Below are 16,664 nucleotides of genomic sequence, written 5' to 3' on the forward strand. Positions count from 1 at the left end.
TTTCGCGCCGAAGCGCTCCTCTTCGCGCGTGCGCCCGGCGTGCTTGCGATGGCCGAAAATCTCGACGATGGCCCACTCCCATGCGGCCTCGTCGCCCGGCGCGGAAACCTCGACTCGCTCGTCCATACGGGTCGCGGGTCGAGATCGACATGGCGACGATCTCGCAGAAGGCGACCGTGAGATCGGCGAGCGGCGCGGCGGCGACGATTGGCAGCGCCTGGTCGAATCCCTCGCTCTCAATCGCCCGCAGAAGGCCGCTCGCCGCATCGCGTCCGGCAAAGGGGCTGACGCCGCCCGAAAGGGAGACGCAGGGCGAGGCGCCGCTTGAATAGACCGGCCCGAGCGCCGCCACGGCGATCGTCAACGCGAGGTCGGGCCGGTTGAGCACCGACGCCCGGAAGGCATCGGTCGAGGCGACCTCGAGCACCTCGCGCAGCGCCTTGCCCGTCTTCTCCGGCGCGGGCTTCTCGGGCGCGGCGGCCGGCTCGACAACAGCCGCCGCGCCCTTCCCCGGACGCGCCCCGTCGGGAGCGCCCGAAGCCTGTCGATTGGGGGCGACGCCATGACGCGCCGCGGAACGCCGCCGGCCTACATCGTCGGGAGCTTTGATCTCTTCGCCCTCGTCGAGCGCGCCCGCGCGGCGGCGCCCGGCGACGTCGTGCTTTCGACGCGGCTCAACATGATGGTGCGCGACGGCCGCCTGATCGAGCTGCCGCCGACGAAATTCCGGTTGGTCCTGGCGTTGGCCGGCCCCGCGGCGCTATCGGTCAAGGAGTCCATCGAGACGATGTGGGGCGACGACGCGGCGGGAGGGCCTGAAAACGCGCCCCGGACGCTCTACGTCCATATGTGCCAATTGCGGCCGTGGCTTGCGCGCTTGGGGCTGAGGATCGTCAGGCCGCTCGCCGGATATTACGCCATCGAGGCCGACAGGATCACGCTCACCGAGGCCGCCGAATGAGCGGCGGCCGCTGGAAAACGAATCTCGACGACTGGATCGGCCGGGCCCGCGCCGTCGGCGTGCGCGCCGAGCTCGAGCGACGGGGACTCTGGACGAAGGCGCTCATCGGCGATCGCGGCGCGCCGTGCCCGGGCTGCGGCGGCCGCGACCGCTTCGCGGTCAATGTGCGCAAGGACGTCTGGGTGTGCCGCGCCTCCTCGAGCGGCGGCGACGCCATCGCGCTGGCGCAGCACATCGACGGCTCGGATTTCCTGGCCGCGTGCGAGACCGTGCTCGGCGAGCCGCGGCCGGACGGGCGCGCGCTCTCCGACGCCGAAAAGCGGGACTTCGCCGCGCGCGCCGAGCGCATGCGCCGCGAGGAGGAGCGGCGGCGAACGGACGCCGCGGCCAGCCAGGCGCGGTTCCGCGAGCGCGAGCGCAAATCGGCGCACGAAATCTGGTCGAAGGCGCTCCCGCTCGCCGGGACGCAGGCCGAAGCCTATCTCGCCCTGCGCGGCCTCGTCGCGCCGCCGGGCGCGCGGCTGCGCTATGAGCCCGAAGCGCCGCTGTGGGACAGGCCGCCGGAGCACGGCGGGCGCGTCCTACACCGCGGACCGGCCATGGTTGCGGCGATCGAGGGGCCCGACGGCAGATTCGCCGGCGTCCATCGGACATGGATCGATCTTTCGCAACCCGGCGGCAAGGCGCTGGTCGCCGACCCGAAGACGGGCGAGCTCGCGCCGGCCAAAAAAGTGCGCGGCTCGGTGCGCGGCGGCTCGATCCTGCTGCGGCCTGCCTGCCTGCATGTCGGTTTTCCTGGCGATTGGTTCGCGCCGACGCGGCTGTTCCTCGGCGAGGGGAACGAGACCACGCTCGCGGTCTTCTGCGCGCTCGAGGCCGCCGGCTCGACGCTGCTCGAGCGCGCCGAGTTCCGCGCCGCGGTCAGCCTCGGCAATCTTGCCGGGCGCGCCGCAGGTCGGGTGCGGCACCCGACCTTGACGCGGCCCGACAAAAACGGCGTCGCGCGGCCGGTGTTCGTGCCCTCGGCCGAGCCGGCGGAGGATGACGGCGATCCGGTCATTCCGGTTCCGGCGAGCGTGCGCGAGCTCTGGCTGCTCGGCGACGGCGACAGCGAGCCCGTGTTCACGCGCCTCGCGCTCGAGCGTGCGGCGAGGCGCTTCATGCGCGCCCGGCCTGAGTTCGAGGCGGTGCGCCTCGCCATGGCGAAGCCGGGGCGCGATTTTAACGACATGTGGAGGGCGGCGTGATGGCGGCGGAAATTCAATGGCCGGCGGCCGACGCATGAGCGCCGCGACGCAGATCGCCGCAGCGCCGGCCTCACTCCTCGACGACGAGATCCTCGATCCGCACGTCGAGCGCCGCCGCGACGCGCTTCAGCACGCCGACGGTTCCGACCCGCGCGCCGCGCTCCATGTCGGCGATCGCGCCCTGCGACGCGCCGGCGCGCTCGGCCAGCGCCGCTTGCGTGAGGCCGCGCTTGCGTCGCCAGAAGGCGAGCGGCGTCGCCGCCTCGGCGAGCTCCAGCGCCTCCGCGGGCGAAAGACGCTCTTCGTCGCCGCGCGCGAGCGCGGCCATCGCCTTGGCGTGATCGGCGGCGTCGCGCAGCGCCTCAAACTCGTCGAGCGGCAGGACGACGAGCATCTCGCCGCCTGGGGTGGTGATGGTCTGGGCCATGGGCCTCTCCTTTCAGCGATAGACCTCGCCTCGCGGGGCGATCTTGGTGACGACGATCTCGGTTTCCGTCGGCTCGAAAATGACGCGGTAGTCGCCGACCCGCAGTCGCCACGCCGAGGAGCCGACGAGCTGCGTCGCGTCGCCGGCGCCGGTCTGCGCGTAGCGCTCGATCTTGGCGACGATGCGCTTGGCGTCGGCGCGGTGAGCGCGGAGGTCGGCGGCGGCGGAGCGAGTGAGCGATACCGTTTTCATGAATGGACTATCTCATATCGCGATATTAATTGCAAGCCTATTTATCGCAATATGCGATATAAGAAGGCTCGAGCAGCATGAGCGATCCGTCCGAAATCGTCGCCGCCGTCGAGGGCGCGGAAATCCTCGAATTTCGGCCGAAGGCCGCGCTGTCGGCGCAGGCGGAAGGCGGCGCGCCGCCCCCGCCCGACGAGCCGCCCCCGCCCGAGCCTCCGGCCGGCGGCGAGGGGGATGACGGCGCGGGCGGCCTCGTCGACGTCATGAACCGTGAATTCGCCTTCGTGCTCATGGGCTCGCGCGCCGTCATCCTGCGCGAGCGTCACGATGGGCCCGCCGAGGACCGCATCAGGATCCTCGGCCTTGATGCCTTCCGATCCTACCATTTCAACAAAGTGTATAAGCTGCGACGGCGCGTCCGCGGCGAGGACGGCGAATGGACCGAAAAGATTTCCTACGTCAAATGGGCGCCGACCTGGCTCAACTCGAAGCATCGACGCACTTATGACGGCGTCGAATTCTTCCCCGATCCCGGAAACGCGCCGGGAACGCCCGGTTATTTCAATTTGTGGCGGGGCTTCTCGGTCGCACCGAGCGCCGAGCCGCCGGAGGAGCGCGCGAAGCGCTATGCGGTTTTCCTAGACCATCTGAAAACTAACATCTGCAATGGCGATCGCGAAGTCTTCGCCTGGGTTTGGGCATGGCTCGCACATATGGTCCAGCGCCCGCGCGAGCGCGTCGGCACGGCGCTGTGCCTGCGCGGCAAGATGGGCACGGGCAAGACCAAGGTCGGCGAGGTCGTCGGCTCGCTGTTCGCGAGCCATTACTTCCTGGTCGACGATCCGCGTTATGTCACGGGGCAGTTCAACGCGCATATGGCTTCGTGCCTCTTGCTGCAGGTCGACGAAGGCTTCTGGGCCGGCGACAAGGCGGCGGAGGGCCGGCTCAAAGGCCTTGTCACTGCGCCAAAACAGATGATCGAGGCCAAGGGCGTCGATCCGATCCGCCTCGACAATTACGTGCGGCTGCTCTTCTCCTCTAACGAGGACTGGGTCGTTCCGGCGGGCATGGACGAACGGCGCTTCTGCGTCCTCGACGTCGCCCCGCACGCCGCGCAGAACCACGAATATTTTGCCGAGATGGACGCGCAGTTGGGCGCCGGCGGGCGCGAGGCGCTGCTAGCTGATCTACTCGCCTTCGATCTCGACGCTGCGGGAGCGCCGAACCTTCGCGTGATTCCGAAAACCGGCGCGCTTCTCGAGCAGAAAATCCGCTCGATGGATCCAGTGACGAGCTGGTGGTTCGAGCGATTGTGCGACGGCGCGCCAACCCGACGCGGGGGCGAGTGGCGTCGGCGCGTCCCGGTCGACACCCTTTTCGACGATTTTGTTCACATGGCCGAAAAGATCGGCGTGCGCCGGAAGGCTGAGTCCACAAGCTTCGGCATGCGAATGCGAAAGCTCGTGCCCGGCCTGATCAACAAAAAGATCACTGTCTATGTCGATCTGCCCAGCGGCGGATCGGAGCCGAGACGCGTGCGCGGCTTTGCTCTGCCGCCGCTGGCGGAATGCCGCAGTCTGTTCTGCGCGCTGGTCGGGCAGGACGTGCCATGGGGCGAATTCGGCGAAGAGGAAAGCGATCAGGGGGGCGAAGGAGGCGTTGCCCCTCCAGTCGATGAGGATGCGCGCTTCTGAGCGCCCAACCTGCCCAACCTTTTTGCGGCGTAGCGGAAAGGTTGGGCGCGAAAATAATACGATATTTCAAAGATATGCCCAACCTGCCCAACCTGCCCAACCTTTTTCCTCGCGCGTGAACGGCGGCTTGCGCCTGGCGGCGTCAACAGGCTGGCGATGGTTCTGATGTCGTTTTTAGGTTGGGCAGGTTGGGCAGGTTGGGCAACTGTTTGATGTATCAGCGGAAATGTGCGCCCAACCTTTTCAATAGTCTGAAAAGAGGTTGGGCAGGTTGGGCAGCGTGTTGTTTTTCAAGGTTTACGGCGGGGCGACATGAGCGAGGCGACGATCTGGTATGTGGCCTACACGGCGGCGAAGGCGGAGAGGCGGGCGGCCAAGGCGCTGGAGCGCGTCGGCTTCAAGACGTTCGCGCCAGTCATGCGGGTGACGCGGCAGAGGCGTGGGCGGCGCTTCTCGGCCGATCGGCTGGTGTTCCCGCGCTACCTGTTCGTCGGTATGGCGCCTGTTTGCACATGGCTCGCCTTTCGCGAGGCGGACGGCGTGCTGGCGGTGCTGTCGAATGACGACCGTCCTTTGCCTGTCGAGGCGTCGATCATCGAAGGCCTACGTGCGGCGATGGCGGGCGGCGCGTTCGCCCTTCGCGAAACAGAGGCGATCGGCCCCGGCTCGAAAGTACGCATCGCGTCTGGCGCGTTTGCCGGCTTTGAGGGCGTCTGTACGTCTGCGCTCGGCGATCGGCGCATCGAAGTTGTGGTCAAACTGTTCAATCAGCCGACGATCGTCAAAATTCCGCTTGACGGATTGATCAACATCGGCCCATCGTCCGCGACAGGACACCGGTCTTCGCCGTATCGTATCGATATCGGACCGGCCCGGGCGACGGGGAGCCGCAAGGCCAGCTGATCGCCGCGAAGGGCGGCTTGTGGCCGCGACCTGCGCCCGGAGCCATGAGCGTCCGGGCTTTTTCATGCCATCATGAAACGACCGAAAACCATGCAGCCGGCGCATCGGCCGACGCCGCGCGAACAGCGCCGCGACGCGGACAGGCTGCGCGGATCGGCGCATGAGCGCGGATACGACGCGCGCTGGCGTAAAGCGCGTCTGGTGTTCCTCGCGGCGCATCCGCTGTGCGCATGGTGTGAAGCGAAGGGCCGCGTGACGGCGGCGAGCGTCGTGCACCATCGCGTAGCGCATCGCGGCGACGCGGCGCTGTTTTGGGACGAGGCGAATTGGGAGGCGCTCTGCGCGCCGTGCCACGACGTCGACGCCCAGCGCGAGGAGGCCCGGGGGGTGCGGAAACCCTGGGGTCAGCACGCCCGAGACCGGCATCCAAACACCGAAGAAAATCCCGCGAAATCCTCGGAAATCTTTTTTTGAGCCATGGGCCGACGCAAAGCCAACCCGGACGACCAGAAAGCGCAGGGCTTCCCCGGGAAGCGGCGCACGAAGGTCGAGCGCCAGATCGAGCAGGCCGAGAAGTTGGCCGCGCTGCTCGCGTCGGCCCCGGCCGAATCGGGCGACCGCCTGGCGCCGCCGGCGTTGCTGCTCGATCCACGCTGCGCCCCGGCGCTCGGCGTCTGGCGCGACTACACGCCCAGGCTCGCCAAGCTCAACCTGTTCGGCGAGCTCGACCGGCACACCTTCGCGATCTTCTGCGTCTACTCGGCCGAGTTCGCAGCGGCGCAGCAGGACATCCTCGACAACGGCTACAGCCGCAACGTGAAAACCGTCTCTGGCGACCTCATGCCCCGCGTGAATCCTAGCGTCGACCGGCGCGATACCGCGCAGAAGATCATCCTCGAGATGGCGCGCCGCTTCGGCCTGACGCCGCTCGACCAGATGCAGCTGCTCGGCCAGCAGGCTGCGCTGCCGATGGGCGGCCTGTTCGCCGGTCAGTCCGTGCGCCCGGTGGCAGGCGCCGCGGCCGATCAGCCTTCGCCCCAGCCCGAAACCGCGCCGCCCGCGCAGGACGTCGTCGGCGTCCTCGACCAGCTCGATTCGCCGGCGCCCGGCCGTCTGCAGTAGACCGCGCCCCGCATGTCCGTAGCCGCCCCCGCCCGCCTGCTCTGGCCGGAGCCCGCCTGGATCGTCCGCGCCGCCGACGAGCGCGGCTGGGCCTGGGTCCGCACCGCCTGGCGCCGCGCGGCCGCGGTCCCGGGCGCATGGTACGACGCTGCCAAGGCCGACGCCGTCGTCGCGCTCTGGCCGCAGGTGTTTCGCCTGACGGAGGACCGCTTCGCCGGCCAGCCGTTCCACCTTTCGGCATGGCAGGAGTGTGTCGTTCGGCTGCTCGTCGGCTGGAAGGCGCCGATCGAGGTGCTCGATTCGGCGACCGGCGCGGGCATGCTGGTCCATGTGCGGCTCTTTCGCCGGCTCATGCTGTGGGTCCCGCGCAAGAACGGCAAGAGCGAGTTCCTGGCCGCCCTCGGCCTCCTCTTCTGGGCCGTCGAGGGCGTCGTTGGCGGCCAGGGATTTGTGTTCGCCCGTGACGAGAAGCAGGCGAAGAGCGCTTCGTTAAGGTGCGACAGGGCGTCCAGTCGATGGGCGAGGCGACGGCGGAGTTTGAGCGCCTCGTCTTCGCGAAACTGCTCGACCACGGGGGTCATCCGGTGCTGCGCTGGATGGCCGGAAACGCGCTGATCAGGTTCGACCGCAACATGAATTTCGTTCCCGACAAGCAGAGGTCGCGCGAGAAGATCGACGGAATCGTCGCGGCGATCATCGCGCTCGCCGCCGCGATCTCGGACGAGGGCGGCGACATGATCCGCTCAGGCGTCCTCGATGTTTGATCGCTGGCGCCGTAAGCGTGCGGAGCCGGTCGAACCCATTCGCCATCTCACGCCAGAGCAACTCGGGGCGATGCGCGGGCCGCCTGCGGTCATCAAGGCCGAGACGGCCGCGCCGATCCCGCTCGGCGATCCGGGCGCATGGGAGGCGCTGTTTGGCCCGAACCTCGCCGGCGTCTCGTCCGACTCTACGTCCAGTTTTTCGACGACGCATGGTCGCCGATCGGCTCGCCGCTCGCCTTCTGGTGCGGGACCATGGACACGATCAAGGCGACGGTCCGGCAGCAGACGGCGACCGTCGAGGTCACCGCCGAGACACTGTTCACGCGGCGCGGAAAACCGCCCTACGGCTGGCTCTCCGACTCGTCGCAGCGCGGGCTCTTCCCCGGCGATTTCGGCCTGGCGATGCTCTCGGCGATCCCCTTCAAATCAACCCCATGGCCGGCATGGTGACGCTTTCCGACTATCTCTCGGCCGCCGCGGCGCGTCCGTTCGCCTGGGGCGAATGCGACTGCGCGCTGTTCGGCGCCGATTGGGTTTTCGCCCGTCGCGGCTTCGATCCAGCCGCGGAATTCCGCGGAACCTACCGCCGGTCATGCCAGGCGCAGGACGTCCTCATCCTCAATCGCGGCCTGCTCGCCCTTGTCGCGCGCCAGCTCGCGGCGAATGACGTCGAGGAGACTTCCGATCCGCAGCCGGGCGACGTCGGCGTCGTCGAGGCGACGGAAGGCGCGACGGTCGCGATCCGCGTCGAGGGCGGCTGGGCCTGCAAGTCGCCGCGCGGCGTCGTCGTGTCCGCACGCGCCAGCAAATCCTCGCGTGGCGCGCGATCGAGGGCGCGCTCGACGGGCGCGCGGGGACGATCCTCGTTCCCGCTTACGACTGGTCGCGCTCGCCGGGCGGGCGATCTCGTCTGCCCTACAGCGACGGGACGCCACATGACGACGGCTCCGAATTCGTCGGCTACGCGAGCCAGATCGTCCTCGTCGAGGTCGCCGCGGCCAATGCGACGGCTTTGCAGGTCGGCTGGAAGTTCGGGCGCGGCCCGGAGGCGGGACAGCATTTCTCGCTCGGCCGGCGGCTGCATCGCGTCGTCGCCGTGACGCCGACGGGCGACGGCCTCGCCGAGATCGTCATCCGGCCATGGCTGCGCGAGGCGCAGCCGCTGATGGCGCGGCTCGATTTCGACGATCCGGCCTGTCTCTGCCGGCTCGAGAAAGACGACGGCATGTCGCTCGACCTCGACCTCTGGAAATTCGCCTCGCCGAGCGTGTCGTTCGTCGAAGCCTTCTGACCTCACGACCCCTCAAATCTTACGACATTGGAGCGATCATGGGATCGACATTGACGCTCGCCAGAACGGCGTGGCGATCGAGCGCGCTCGACGGCGTCCCCGCGTCGGGGCCGAACGACCCCGACAAGGGCGAGATCATCAAGGTGTTTCAGGACGCCGACGCGCGCCTCGGCTCGTCCGAGACGCGGCTCGCGACGCTCGAGGCGGGCGCGACGGCGGCGGCGCGCTATGCCTACTCGAAATTCGCCACGCTCTCCACGGCCTCGGCGCGCGTGCTGCCGTTCGACGCCGCGCGCTCCGCCCTGACCTTCATCAACAACAGCGACGTGGCGTCCATCTGGATCAACGACGTCGGCGGCGATCCGACGTCAGGCTACAAGCTCGCGCCGCGCCAGCAGATCGAATATGCGGCGGGGGAGGTCGGCCCGGCGCCCGTGACGGCGCTTTCCGACACGGCCGGATCGGTCCTGCAAATCCGCGTGTCGAATTCCTCCGGGCTCGATCCGTGGATCGACGACTTCATCGTCGCGTTGCCAAATCCCGTCGCTGCGATTCGCAAGACGATCATCGCGCAGCTTCGCGGGCCCCTTCTCAGCGCCGGAATCCTCGACGTCTGCGACACCTTCCGTGGCAAGCTCGCGCACGGCCGCGCCTGTCAGGGCATTGTGTGTCGAGGTTTTGAGCATCGCTTCGATCCGGGCCGCGTCGGCTCGCGCCTGCTCCCGAATCGCCGTGAGGCCGGCAATGCGCTCGGAAAGAGCGGATTCGGCCGGGTCGAGCGATCCCGCCTCGATGGCGTCATAAAGGCGATTGAGGCGGTGGTCGGCCTCGGTGGCGCGCTGGCGCAATTCCCCGATATGCTGGCTGTGCCGCTCGACGCCTTCCTGCCGGCGGTCCAGAAGCGAAGCAAGCACGTCTTCGATTCGTTCGGGGTCAAGCAACCGTTCCTCAAGGTGTGTCACCACCATGCGGTCGAGCTTGTCCATCGGGATTGCACGGCCCTTGCAACCGGTTTCGCCCTGCCGCGCCTTGATCGAGCAGGCAGCCGGTTGTTCCGCCGACGATCACCGCGCCGGCCGTGGATCGCGCCGAGGAACGCCGGCTCGCCGAGGCAGAATCCGCGCGCACCAGCCGCGTGTTCTTCCAGACCGAGGCGCGCACCGCGAGTCCGCCCGGCACGTCCACGCCGGGGCTTACCGGCCTCGACCTCGCCGGCCTCACAGGGCAGCCCGGCCAGCAGACCGCGCAGGACAAGCAGCTTGCTTTCCTCAATGCGCCCGTCGATCGCCGCACCACATCGGCGGATCGCGTCACGGCTCCCGCATCGCCCTTCGTGCTCCAGGCCGGGGCCGTGATCCCGGCCGCGCTCATCACCGGCATCCGCTCCGACTTGCCCGGCCAGATCACCGCCCAGGTGACGGAGCCGGTCTATGACAGTCCGACCGGCCGCATCCTGCTTGTCCCACAGGGGACGCGGATCATCGGCCAGTATGACAACAACGTGCAGTTCGGCCAGCGGCGCGTGCTGCTCATCTGGAATCGCCTCATTTTCCCGAATGGCCGCTCTATCGTGCTGGAGCGGCAGCCGGGCGCGGACAGCCAGGGCTATGCCGGGCTTGAGGATGGCGTCGATTATCATTGGGGCGAATTGTTCAAGGCCGCGCTGCTCTCGACCATCCTAAGCGTTGGCTCGGAAGCCGGGTATTCGGGCAACGAGAGCGACAGGGGTGCCGCCAGCACAGCAGCGCAAATGCGGCACGCTACGCGCCGCCGATCCCCCTCCATGCTTCGCCTAATTCCGGGGCTTCCAGCCGCCCGGAATCCAGCAGCGAACCACGGAGGATTCCATGCGCGCGAAACGCCGCCACGCCCATAGGGGCCGCCCACGCAGGCAAGCTCCGCAGACGCTTGATGTCTGCGACGCCGAAAGGATCGTGACCTTCAATCAGGCTCCCGTTGGGGCCAAGGCGCCGCACTTCGTCGCCCCATGCGAAGAAAACCCCTTCGCCCTGGCGCTCGTCCATTTCGGCCGGCTTCTCGCGCGACCATGCGGCGCGTCTCAGTTCGTCCAGCAGTTTCGCCTTCTCAGCGGGCTCGATGTCGTCGGCCGCCTCAAGCGTCTGAACGCAGGTCGAGTCGATCATCACGATGTCGCCGTCGTAAGCTGTGGAAACCGCTTCGAGAAGCCGGTCCCAGACGCCCGCCTTGCGCCAGCGGACAAAGCGATTGCGGCAGGTCGTCGGCGGACTGTAGCGCTCCGCAATCTCCGCCCAGGGCGATCCCGTCCGAAAGCGCCAGAGGACGCCGTTCAGCACCCGTCGATCATCGACCCGCGGCACGCCGCGCGGCTCCATTTCTACCTCCCGGCGCGCAGACGACGCCTCTCGGGCGTGCGATTACGAATCGAGCGTTCAGCTGGCTCGTCGCTTCCGATACAGCGACTTTGAGCGCGTCGGCAGAAGCGGAGCCGGGCATTGGCCGCCGGGAATTTCAGAATTCGACGCCGATCGTCATCTTCGCCCGACTGCGCGAGAAATTGACGAGATCGAGCGTGCGGCCGACGCCCGTCGCAGCGCCGGCGACCTGCGTAGAGAAGGCCGCGGCGAGAAACAGCTTGTCGTTGAAATGGATATAGGCGGTCGGGCCGACATAAAGCGCGCGGCCGAGAAAATCGGCGGGCGCCAACTGGTCATAGGCGCGAAGATAGCCGACCTCGGCGCCGAGCACGACCTGCTTCGCGCCAAAGCGGAACGGCTCGTCGAACGCCCAGGCGAGCGCCGCGGCGAAGCCGAGGCTGGATGTCCGCTCGACGCGACCCTGTTCGGGCGCGGAGGAGAATTCCGGCGCGTAGATCAGATTGGCGGCGGCGTAGAGCTTTTCCGGAATGAGCTCGGCGTCGACGATGAAGCGCGTCTCGGCGCCGAAGGACCAGCCGGCGCGCCCGCTCTCGTCGACGCGCGACCACTCCGGCTCGATCGAAAGGGTGACGCCGAACGGCGTCCGCGGGCTCCGGTGGACGAGCACGAAGCTGAATTTCGTCTCGACGCCGCCGAGCGTCGCGCCGCGGCTGTCGTCGAGGCCCTCGACGCCGGAAATGCGGTGGAAGCTCCCGACAAGCCCGGTGTCGATCTCGACCCAGTCGGTCGGATTGACTTCGAGCGTCGCGGCCTGCGAACCGAAGGCGTAGGCGCCCGTGCGCTTGCCGAAGGCGAGATTGGTTTCGAACTCGAGTTCGCGATCCTGGGCGGGGCCGATGTCGGTTCCTGAGGTGAAGCCGAAAATATTCTTGGTTTCGAGCGGACGGGCCGCGTCCTCGGCGTCATCGCGCACGCCGTCCTGCCCGGCGTGCGACGGCGCGACGCTGGCGAGGAAGGCCGCGACGAACGCCGCGCGCGCAGGGAGGCCAAAGGACGGTCGTCCGCGCAAGGAAACCTCTCGCCATATGGGCTGCGCCCGCTGTCGAGAATTATTCCCTAATAACGTGGAAGAATCCATAACCGGCGGCGCCGAAAGCATCGCGCCTATTCCTTGACCGGCTGGCGACGATAGGCTGGCGGCGTGCTCCAGGGTCTGTGGCGAGCCTCGCAGATTGACGACGAGGCGATTTTTCGCAGCGAGAGGCCGCAACCCCTAGGTCTCGTGGACATTTATCTGAGCCATAGGACGATGGCGGCGAGGGTGACGACGGCGAGGTAGTTTTTCGCCGTCTTCTCGAAGCGGGTGGCGACGCGGCGGAACTGCTTGAGCTTTGATAAGCGGCATTCGATGACATGGCGCTCGACGTAGAGCGCCCGATCGACGGGATGTTTTCTTGCGCGCGAGGGAGTGTTCGCAATGACGGCGCGCAGCCGGTCGCTGTCGTAGGCGGCGTCGGCCATGACGACCTTGGCGGGCAGGTCGGCGATCAGCGCTTCGGCCTGCGGCGAGTCGCCTCGCTGGCCGCCGGTGAGCGCGAAGCGGACCGGCAAGCCAAGCCCGCGCGCGGCCATGTGGATTTTCGCGCTCAGGCCGCCGCGGGAACGTCCAAGGGCTTGATCTGGGGCTTGATCTGGGGCTTGATCCTGAGCCCCTTTTTTGCGCCCGAGGCGTGCTGGCGGGCGCGGATGATAGTCGCATCGACGATCAGATAGTCAAAGTCCGGGTCATCCGACATCGCCGCGAAAATGCGCCGCCAAACACCCTTGGCGCTCCAGCGGCTGAAGCGGCGGAACACGCTGTTCCATTCGGCGAAGACTTCGGGAAGATCGCGCCAGGGCGAGCCCGTGCGCACGATCCAAAGCGCCGCCTCGACGAACATCCGATTGTCTTCGCCCGACGAGCCGCGCGTGCGCTCGTCGCCGATGATATGCGGTGAAATCCGCTCCCACTGGCCGTCGCTCAGGACAAGCCGATCCAAAACGCTCAAGGCCGCCTCCAAAAAACAGCCTTGAATCACAAGCTTCGCTGCAACGGAAGCTCAAGAGTCCACGAGACCTAACTTGGCGGGGCCATGACGAAAGATTTTTCCCCGCCCGTCATTCTGGCGAAAGCCGCTCGTAAGCTTGGGCGTGGCAGGGATGTTATTTTTTTGACCGCAAATGAGGGGCGAAATGTGAGTTTGCGCAAAATGGCAAACTGACCCTTATGCTTGACTTCGTTCACGTCGCCCCGCCGTCGGCGATCCGGTCGACCCAGCCCTCGAGCTGAGCGACGCGCCGGCACAGCCGCCCACGCCTCCATCAAAGCGCGGCGCTTCTCGAGCGCGTCGGAGCGGCGATAGCTCTGCTCGGCCTTGTCGCCGATCACATGGGCGAGGGCGGCTTCCGCGAGCTCGCGCGCGAAATGCGTCTCGTTGCCGGCCCAGTCGCGGAACGACGAGCGGAAGCCGTGAACGGTGACGCCGGAGGGTTTCGTCAGTTTTGTCGGTTCCCGCTTCAAGCGTTTTCGTGTTTTTCGCCTCGTCCTCGCCCATGCGCCGCAGCAGCATCTCCATCGCCGCTGACGACAGCGGCCGGTCCGATCGCTGGCCGGGAAAGACGAAGGCGCCCATCCTCGCCCTAGCGAGCTCCCGCACTGGTTGGAAGCCGGACGGGCGGGCGCGTCAGCTCGCCGAGCGCGCCGTCTTCCCCGCCTCGGCGCGCAGGGCGTCAGGCCGTCGCCGGGGCCCCCTCCCCGGGCGCGCGGAGCCGCCCAAGGTCATGGCCAGCGCGGCGGCGAGGAGGCAGAAGCCTCCCGCGACGAACAGGGCGGGCAGATAGGTTCCAAATTCGGTGCGCGTCGCCCCGGCGCCGAAGGCGGCGGTCGCAGCGCCAAGCTGATGGCCGGTGAAGATCCAGCCGAACACCAGCGGCGCGCGCTCGCGGCCGAAGCGGTCCGCGGCGAGTTTCACGGTCGGGGGAACGGTGGCCACCCAGTCGAGCCCGTAGATCACCGCGAAAGCGGAAAGCGCGACGACGTTGAAATCCGAGAACGGCAGATAAAGCAGCGAAAGGCCGCGCAGCCCGTAGAAGCAGAACAGGAGCCAGCGGTTGTCGAAGCGGTCGGACAGCCAGCCGGACAGGATCGTGCCGAAGAAGTCGAACACGCCGATGGCCGCGAGCATGCCGGCCGCGCCGACCGGAACGACGCCGAAGTCGCCGCAGAGGCTGACCCAATGCGTCTGGATGAGGCCGTTGGTGCTGAGGCCGCAGATGAAGAAGGTGAGGAACAGCACCCAGAAGGCGCGCGTGCGCGAGGCCTCGCGCAGCGCTGCGAGCGGGCTCGTCAGGAGCGCGGCGAGCCCCTGCCCCTCCGCCGGCGGCGGGACGATCGCCGCCTCGCCGTAGGGAGGCAGGCTCACGTCGGCCGGATAGTTCCTCATAAGGAGCGCGGCGAGCGCGAAGGCGAGGGCCAGCATCGCGAGGACGAAGGCGAGCGCCTGCCGCCAGCCGAAGCTCGACGACAGGCTCGCCAGCATCGGCAGAAACACGAGCTGTCCCGTCGCGGTGCTCGCCGTCATCAGCCCGACCACGAGGCCGCGCCGCTTGCCGAACCAGCGCGTCGCGACGGTCGCGCCGAGGACAAGGGCCGTCATGCCGGCTCCCGTTCCGACGACGACGCCCCAAAGCAGCATGAGCTGCCAGGTCGCCGTCATGAAGAAGGACAGGAAAAGACCGCCGAAGATCATGGATAGCGCGGTCAGCGCCACCTGCCGCACGCCGAAGCGGTTCATCAGCGCGGCCGCGAACGGACCCATGAGGCCGAACAGCGCGAACCGCACGGCGAGCGCCGCCGAGATCTCGGCGTTGGTCCAGCCGAACTCGGCCTGCAGAGGTCCGATCAGGACGCCGGCCGAACCGAGCGCGCCGGCGGTCGCCAGCATGACGAGGAAGGTCGAGGCGGCGACGACCCATCCGTAATGGACGCCGAAGTGGGCGAAGAGCCGCGCGATCCCCGACGCCGCGCGCGGGTCGCGGACGGAGCTCATGGACGGACGTCCTTCCCGCCGGCGCGCGGCGAGGCTTTCGCGAAGGCTTGGGCGAAGGCTTCCGCGAATTCGTCCTGGACGAGAAAGCGCAGCGCCTCGCCCAGCGCGTCGGTTCGCTCCTTGCCGAACGCGGCTTCGAATCCCGCCTGGGCGCGGGCCCACAGCGCCTCGGTCTCGGCGAGCTTCGCCCGGCCTGACGCGGTCAGGCCGATCAGCCTGTTGCGACGGTCGGCGGGATCGACGGCGGCCTCGACGAAGCCGTCGCGCTCGAGCGGCTTGAGCGAATGGGCCAGCGCTCCCGGATCCATGACGAGCGCCTGCGCGAGCGCGCCGACGGTCGCCGGCGCCGAGCGGTTGATCTGGCCCAGAATCGCCCGCTGGGTGGTCTTCAGGCCGGCCGGGGCCATGGCGGCGTCGTAAAGCTGCGAGACGCGGCGCGTCGCCTTGCGCAGCGCGGTGCAGTTGCACGGACTCGCCCTGACCTCGCCCCGATCCGGCTTCGATTTCGTCACGCCCCGCTCCCGCCTGGTTCAGCGATCGTCAGCATATGCTGATAATCGACCAATGCAAGCGTATGCGGGCGAATCATCGATCCCGGAAGCTGCGCCCGTCCTGGCGGGCTCTCATCCCGCCCTGTAGACGACGCGCCCGCGGCCCGTCCCCTTCGCCTCGTTCTCGGGCTCGACGTGGATCAGCGTCTGCGCGCCGGGCTCGGCGGCGGCGGCCGCCTCGATCTTGTCGCAGAGCGCGTGGGCGCGCGCGACGCTCGTCTCCCCGTTCATGACCAGATGCAGATCGACGAACAGGACGCCGCCGGCGCGGCGCGCGCAAATCATGCGCCTCGACGACGCCGGCGCCGCCGGCCTGCAACGCCGCGGCGAGCGCCGCGTCGATCTTCTCCATCCCGGCGGCGGGCGGAGCCTCGTCCATCAGCGCGCCGGCGTTCTCGCGCAGCACATGCAGCCCGCTCCACAACACGCTCAGCGCGACGAGCGCGGCGATGATCGCGTCGAGGCGCAGGAAGCCGGTGAGCGCGACGAGCGCGACGCCGGCGAGCACGCCGGCCGAGGTCACGACGTCGGACATCAGATGGCGCCCGTCCGCCTCGAGCGTCGCCGAGCGCTTCGTCCGGCCGGCGCGGATCAGCGCATAGCTCCACGCCGCGTTGAGCGCCGTGGCGAAGACGCCGACGGCGATCCCGAGCGCCGGCGCGTCGAGGGGTTTGGGATCGAGCCAGCCGTCATAGGCCTCGCGCAGGATGGCGAGCGCGGCGAGGACGATGAGCGCGCCGATGACCGCGGCCGAGAGATATTCGGCCTTGGCGTGGCCATAGAGATGGCTGGGGTCGGGCGGACGCGCCGCGAAACGGACCGCGACGATGGCGACGAGCGCGGTCGCGACGTTGACGAGGCTTTCGAGCGCGTCCGAATAGAGCGCGACGCCGCCGGTGAGCCGGAAGGCCAGAAATTTGACGGCGAGGACGACCAGGCTGACCGCAAGGCTCGCGGCCGAAATGAACTTCACGTCGCCCATTCGACCCGCGCCCGTCTCGTCGGGGGCC

The 16,664-nt window shown here is 68.2% G+C and carries 19 protein-coding genes and 4 pseudogenes; 12 read left to right on the forward strand and 11 right to left on the reverse strand.

What is annotated here, in order from left to right; translation table 11 throughout:
• On the reverse strand, positions 1–427 hold a 427-nt coding region (locus tag ACE3OG_RS07390; protein WP_374307199.1), incomplete at its 3' end, for a hypothetical protein.
• Between the two features lie 135 nt (positions 428–562).
• Between ACE3OG_RS07390 and ACE3OG_RS07395 the strand changes: the two genes are divergently transcribed.
• Positions 563–961, forward strand: coding sequence for a helix-turn-helix domain-containing protein (locus ACE3OG_RS07395; protein ID WP_374307201.1), 399 nt, complete (start codon positions 563–565; stop codon positions 959–961).
• Positions 958–2,208, forward strand: a complete 1,251-nt coding sequence (locus tag ACE3OG_RS07400) for a DNA primase (protein WP_374307203.1) — start codon at positions 958–960, stop codon at positions 2,206–2,208. Before ACE3OG_RS07395 ends, ACE3OG_RS07400 begins: the two co-directional genes overlap by 4 nt.
• Before the next feature lie 70 nt (positions 2,209–2,278).
• Here ACE3OG_RS07400 and ACE3OG_RS07405 read toward each other — a convergent pair whose 3' ends face one another.
• Complete coding sequence (locus tag ACE3OG_RS07405; protein WP_374307205.1) at positions 2,279–2,635, reverse strand: helix-turn-helix domain-containing protein; 357 nt, start codon at positions 2,633–2,635, stop codon at positions 2,279–2,281.
• A 12-nt stretch (positions 2,636–2,647) separates the two neighbouring features.
• On the reverse strand, positions 2,648–2,887 hold the full coding sequence (locus tag ACE3OG_RS07410; RefSeq protein ID WP_374307207.1) for a type II toxin-antitoxin system RelE/ParE family toxin: 240 nt from the start codon (positions 2,885–2,887) through the stop codon (positions 2,648–2,650).
• Positions 2,888–2,964: 77 nt separating this feature from the next.
• On the opposite strand from ACE3OG_RS07410, the gene ACE3OG_RS07415 reads away from it, so the two are divergent.
• From ACE3OG_RS07415 to ACE3OG_RS07460, 10 genes and pseudogenes are all read left to right on the forward strand, one after another.
• Positions 2,965–4,578 carry a primase-helicase family protein gene (locus ACE3OG_RS07415; protein ID WP_374307209.1) on the forward strand — a complete coding sequence of 538 codons (1,614 nt, stop codon included), beginning with the start codon at positions 2,965–2,967 and terminating at the stop codon, positions 4,576–4,578.
• A gap of 312 nt (positions 4,579–4,890) precedes the next feature.
• Positions 4,891–5,481: a transcription termination/antitermination protein NusG gene (locus tag ACE3OG_RS07420; RefSeq protein WP_374307211.1), complete on the forward strand. Its 591-nt coding sequence runs from the start codon at positions 4,891–4,893 to the stop codon at positions 5,479–5,481.
• Between the two features lie 90 nt (positions 5,482–5,571).
• A complete protein-coding gene (locus tag ACE3OG_RS07425) occupies positions 5,572–5,955 on the forward strand; it encodes an HNH endonuclease (protein WP_374307213.1) in 384 nt (127 codons plus the stop codon).
• 3 nt (positions 5,956–5,958) lie between these two features.
• Positions 5,959–6,603 carry a P27 family phage terminase small subunit gene (locus ACE3OG_RS07430; protein ID WP_374307214.1) on the forward strand — a complete coding sequence of 215 codons (645 nt, stop codon included), beginning with the start codon at positions 5,959–5,961 and terminating at the stop codon, positions 6,601–6,603.
• 12 nt (positions 6,604–6,615) lie between these two features.
• Positions 6,616–7,218 carry a hypothetical protein gene (locus ACE3OG_RS07435; RefSeq protein WP_374307216.1) on the forward strand — a complete coding sequence of 201 codons (603 nt, stop codon included), beginning with the start codon at positions 6,616–6,618 and terminating at the stop codon, positions 7,216–7,218.
• Entirely contained in the window at positions 7,119–7,367 is a 249-nt protein-coding gene (locus tag ACE3OG_RS07440; RefSeq protein ID WP_374307218.1) for a terminase TerL endonuclease subunit, read from the forward strand. The genes ACE3OG_RS07435 and ACE3OG_RS07440 overlap by 100 nt, the downstream gene beginning before the upstream one ends.
• Positions 7,368–7,505: 138 nt before the next feature.
• Positions 7,506–7,817 carry a hypothetical protein gene (locus ACE3OG_RS07445; RefSeq protein WP_374307220.1) on the forward strand — a complete coding sequence of 104 codons (312 nt, stop codon included), beginning with the start codon at positions 7,506–7,508 and terminating at the stop codon, positions 7,815–7,817.
• Entirely contained in the window at positions 7,811–8,467 is a 657-nt protein-coding gene (locus ACE3OG_RS07450; protein WP_374307532.1) for a hypothetical protein, read from the forward strand. The genes ACE3OG_RS07445 and ACE3OG_RS07450 overlap by 7 nt, the downstream gene beginning before the upstream one ends.
• The gene (locus ACE3OG_RS07455; protein WP_374307551.1) at positions 8,380–8,658 is read left to right on the forward strand and encodes a hypothetical protein; all 279 of its coding nucleotides are present in this window, start codon (positions 8,380–8,382) and stop codon (positions 8,656–8,658) included. Before ACE3OG_RS07450 ends, ACE3OG_RS07455 begins: the two co-directional genes overlap by 88 nt.
• 1,042 nt (positions 8,659–9,700) lie before the next feature.
• Positions 9,701–10,534 (forward strand): annotated as a pseudogene (locus tag ACE3OG_RS07460) (TrbI/VirB10 family protein); the annotation flags it as partial.
• 244 nt (positions 10,535–10,778) lie between these two features.
• Here the strand turns inward: ACE3OG_RS07460 and ACE3OG_RS07465 are convergent.
• The 8 genes and pseudogenes from ACE3OG_RS07465 to ACE3OG_RS07500 all read right to left on the reverse strand — a co-directional run.
• Positions 10,779–11,012, reverse strand: a pseudogene (locus ACE3OG_RS07465) (transposase); the annotation flags it as partial.
• A 136-nt stretch (positions 11,013–11,148) separates the two neighbouring features.
• Positions 11,149–12,084, reverse strand: a complete 936-nt coding sequence (locus ACE3OG_RS07470; protein ID WP_374307222.1) for a hypothetical protein — start codon at positions 12,082–12,084, stop codon at positions 11,149–11,151.
• A 221-nt stretch (positions 12,085–12,305) separates the two neighbouring features.
• A pseudogene (locus tag ACE3OG_RS07475) lies at positions 12,306–13,063 on the reverse strand (IS5 family transposase).
• A gap of 68 nt (positions 13,064–13,131) precedes the next feature.
• Entirely contained in the window at positions 13,132–13,575 is a 444-nt protein-coding gene (locus tag ACE3OG_RS07480; protein ID WP_374307224.1) for a hypothetical protein, read from the reverse strand.
• A gap of 163 nt (positions 13,576–13,738) precedes the next feature.
• On the reverse strand, positions 13,739–15,103 hold the full coding sequence (locus ACE3OG_RS07485) for an MFS transporter (protein WP_374307225.1): 1,365 nt from the start codon (positions 15,101–15,103) through the stop codon (positions 13,739–13,741).
• Complete coding sequence (locus tag ACE3OG_RS07490; RefSeq protein ID WP_374307227.1) at positions 15,100–15,615, reverse strand: MarR family winged helix-turn-helix transcriptional regulator; 516 nt, start codon at positions 15,613–15,615, stop codon at positions 15,100–15,102. The genes ACE3OG_RS07485 and ACE3OG_RS07490 overlap by 4 nt, the downstream gene beginning before the upstream one ends.
• A gap of 111 nt (positions 15,616–15,726) precedes the next feature.
• The gene (locus tag ACE3OG_RS07495) at positions 15,727–15,939 is read right to left on the reverse strand and encodes a cation transporter dimerization domain-containing protein (RefSeq protein ID WP_374307534.1); all 213 of its coding nucleotides are present in this window, start codon (positions 15,937–15,939) and stop codon (positions 15,727–15,729) included.
• Between the two features lie 46 nt (positions 15,940–15,985).
• A pseudogene (locus tag ACE3OG_RS07500) lies at positions 15,986–16,636 on the reverse strand (cation diffusion facilitator family transporter); the annotation flags it as partial.
• Positions 16,637–16,664: the final 28 nt, after the last annotated feature.

The sequence above is a fragment of the Methylocella sp. genome (assembly GCF_041905455.1).
In the GTDB taxonomy this organism is placed as follows: domain Bacteria; phylum Pseudomonadota; class Alphaproteobacteria; order Rhizobiales; family Beijerinckiaceae; genus Methylocapsa.

Bases quoted from the DNA above. Each gene is read 5' to 3' on its own strand.
- ACE3OG_RS07395 (WP_374307201.1), top strand. From the start codon at position 563: ATGACGCGCCGCGGAACGCCGCCGGCCTACATCGTCGGGAGCTTTGAT.
- ACE3OG_RS07400 (WP_374307203.1), top strand. From the start codon at position 958: ATGAGCGGCGGCCGCTGGAAAACGAATCTCGACGACTGGATCGGCCGG.
- ACE3OG_RS07405 (WP_374307205.1), bottom strand. From the start codon at position 2,635: ATGGCCCAGACCATCACCACCCCAGGCGGCGAGATGCTCGTCGTCCTG.
- ACE3OG_RS07410 (WP_374307207.1), bottom strand. From the start codon at position 2,887: ATGAAAACGGTATCGCTCACTCGCTCCGCCGCCGCCGACCTCCGCGCT.
- ACE3OG_RS07415 (WP_374307209.1), top strand. From the start codon at position 2,965: ATGAGCGATCCGTCCGAAATCGTCGCCGCCGTCGAGGGCGCGGAAATC.
- ACE3OG_RS07420 (WP_374307211.1), top strand. From the start codon at position 4,891: ATGAGCGAGGCGACGATCTGGTATGTGGCCTACACGGCGGCGAAGGCG.
- ACE3OG_RS07425 (WP_374307213.1), top strand. From the start codon at position 5,572: ATGCAGCCGGCGCATCGGCCGACGCCGCGCGAACAGCGCCGCGACGCG.
- ACE3OG_RS07430 (WP_374307214.1), top strand. From the start codon at position 5,959: ATGGGCCGACGCAAAGCCAACCCGGACGACCAGAAAGCGCAGGGCTTC.
- ACE3OG_RS07435 (WP_374307216.1), top strand. From the start codon at position 6,616: ATGTCCGTAGCCGCCCCCGCCCGCCTGCTCTGGCCGGAGCCCGCCTGG.
- ACE3OG_RS07440 (WP_374307218.1), top strand. From the start codon at position 7,119: ATGGGCGAGGCGACGGCGGAGTTTGAGCGCCTCGTCTTCGCGAAACTG.
- ACE3OG_RS07445 (WP_374307220.1), top strand. From the start codon at position 7,506: ATGGGAGGCGCTGTTTGGCCCGAACCTCGCCGGCGTCTCGTCCGACTC.
- ACE3OG_RS07450 (WP_374307532.1), top strand. From the start codon at position 7,811: ATGGTGACGCTTTCCGACTATCTCTCGGCCGCCGCGGCGCGTCCGTTC.
- ACE3OG_RS07485 (WP_374307225.1), bottom strand. From the start codon at position 15,103: ATGAGCTCCGTCCGCGACCCGCGCGCGGCGTCGGGGATCGCGCGGCTC.
- ACE3OG_RS07495 (WP_374307534.1), bottom strand. From the start codon at position 15,939: ATGATTTGCGCGCGCCGCGCCGGCGGCGTCCTGTTCGTCGATCTGCAT.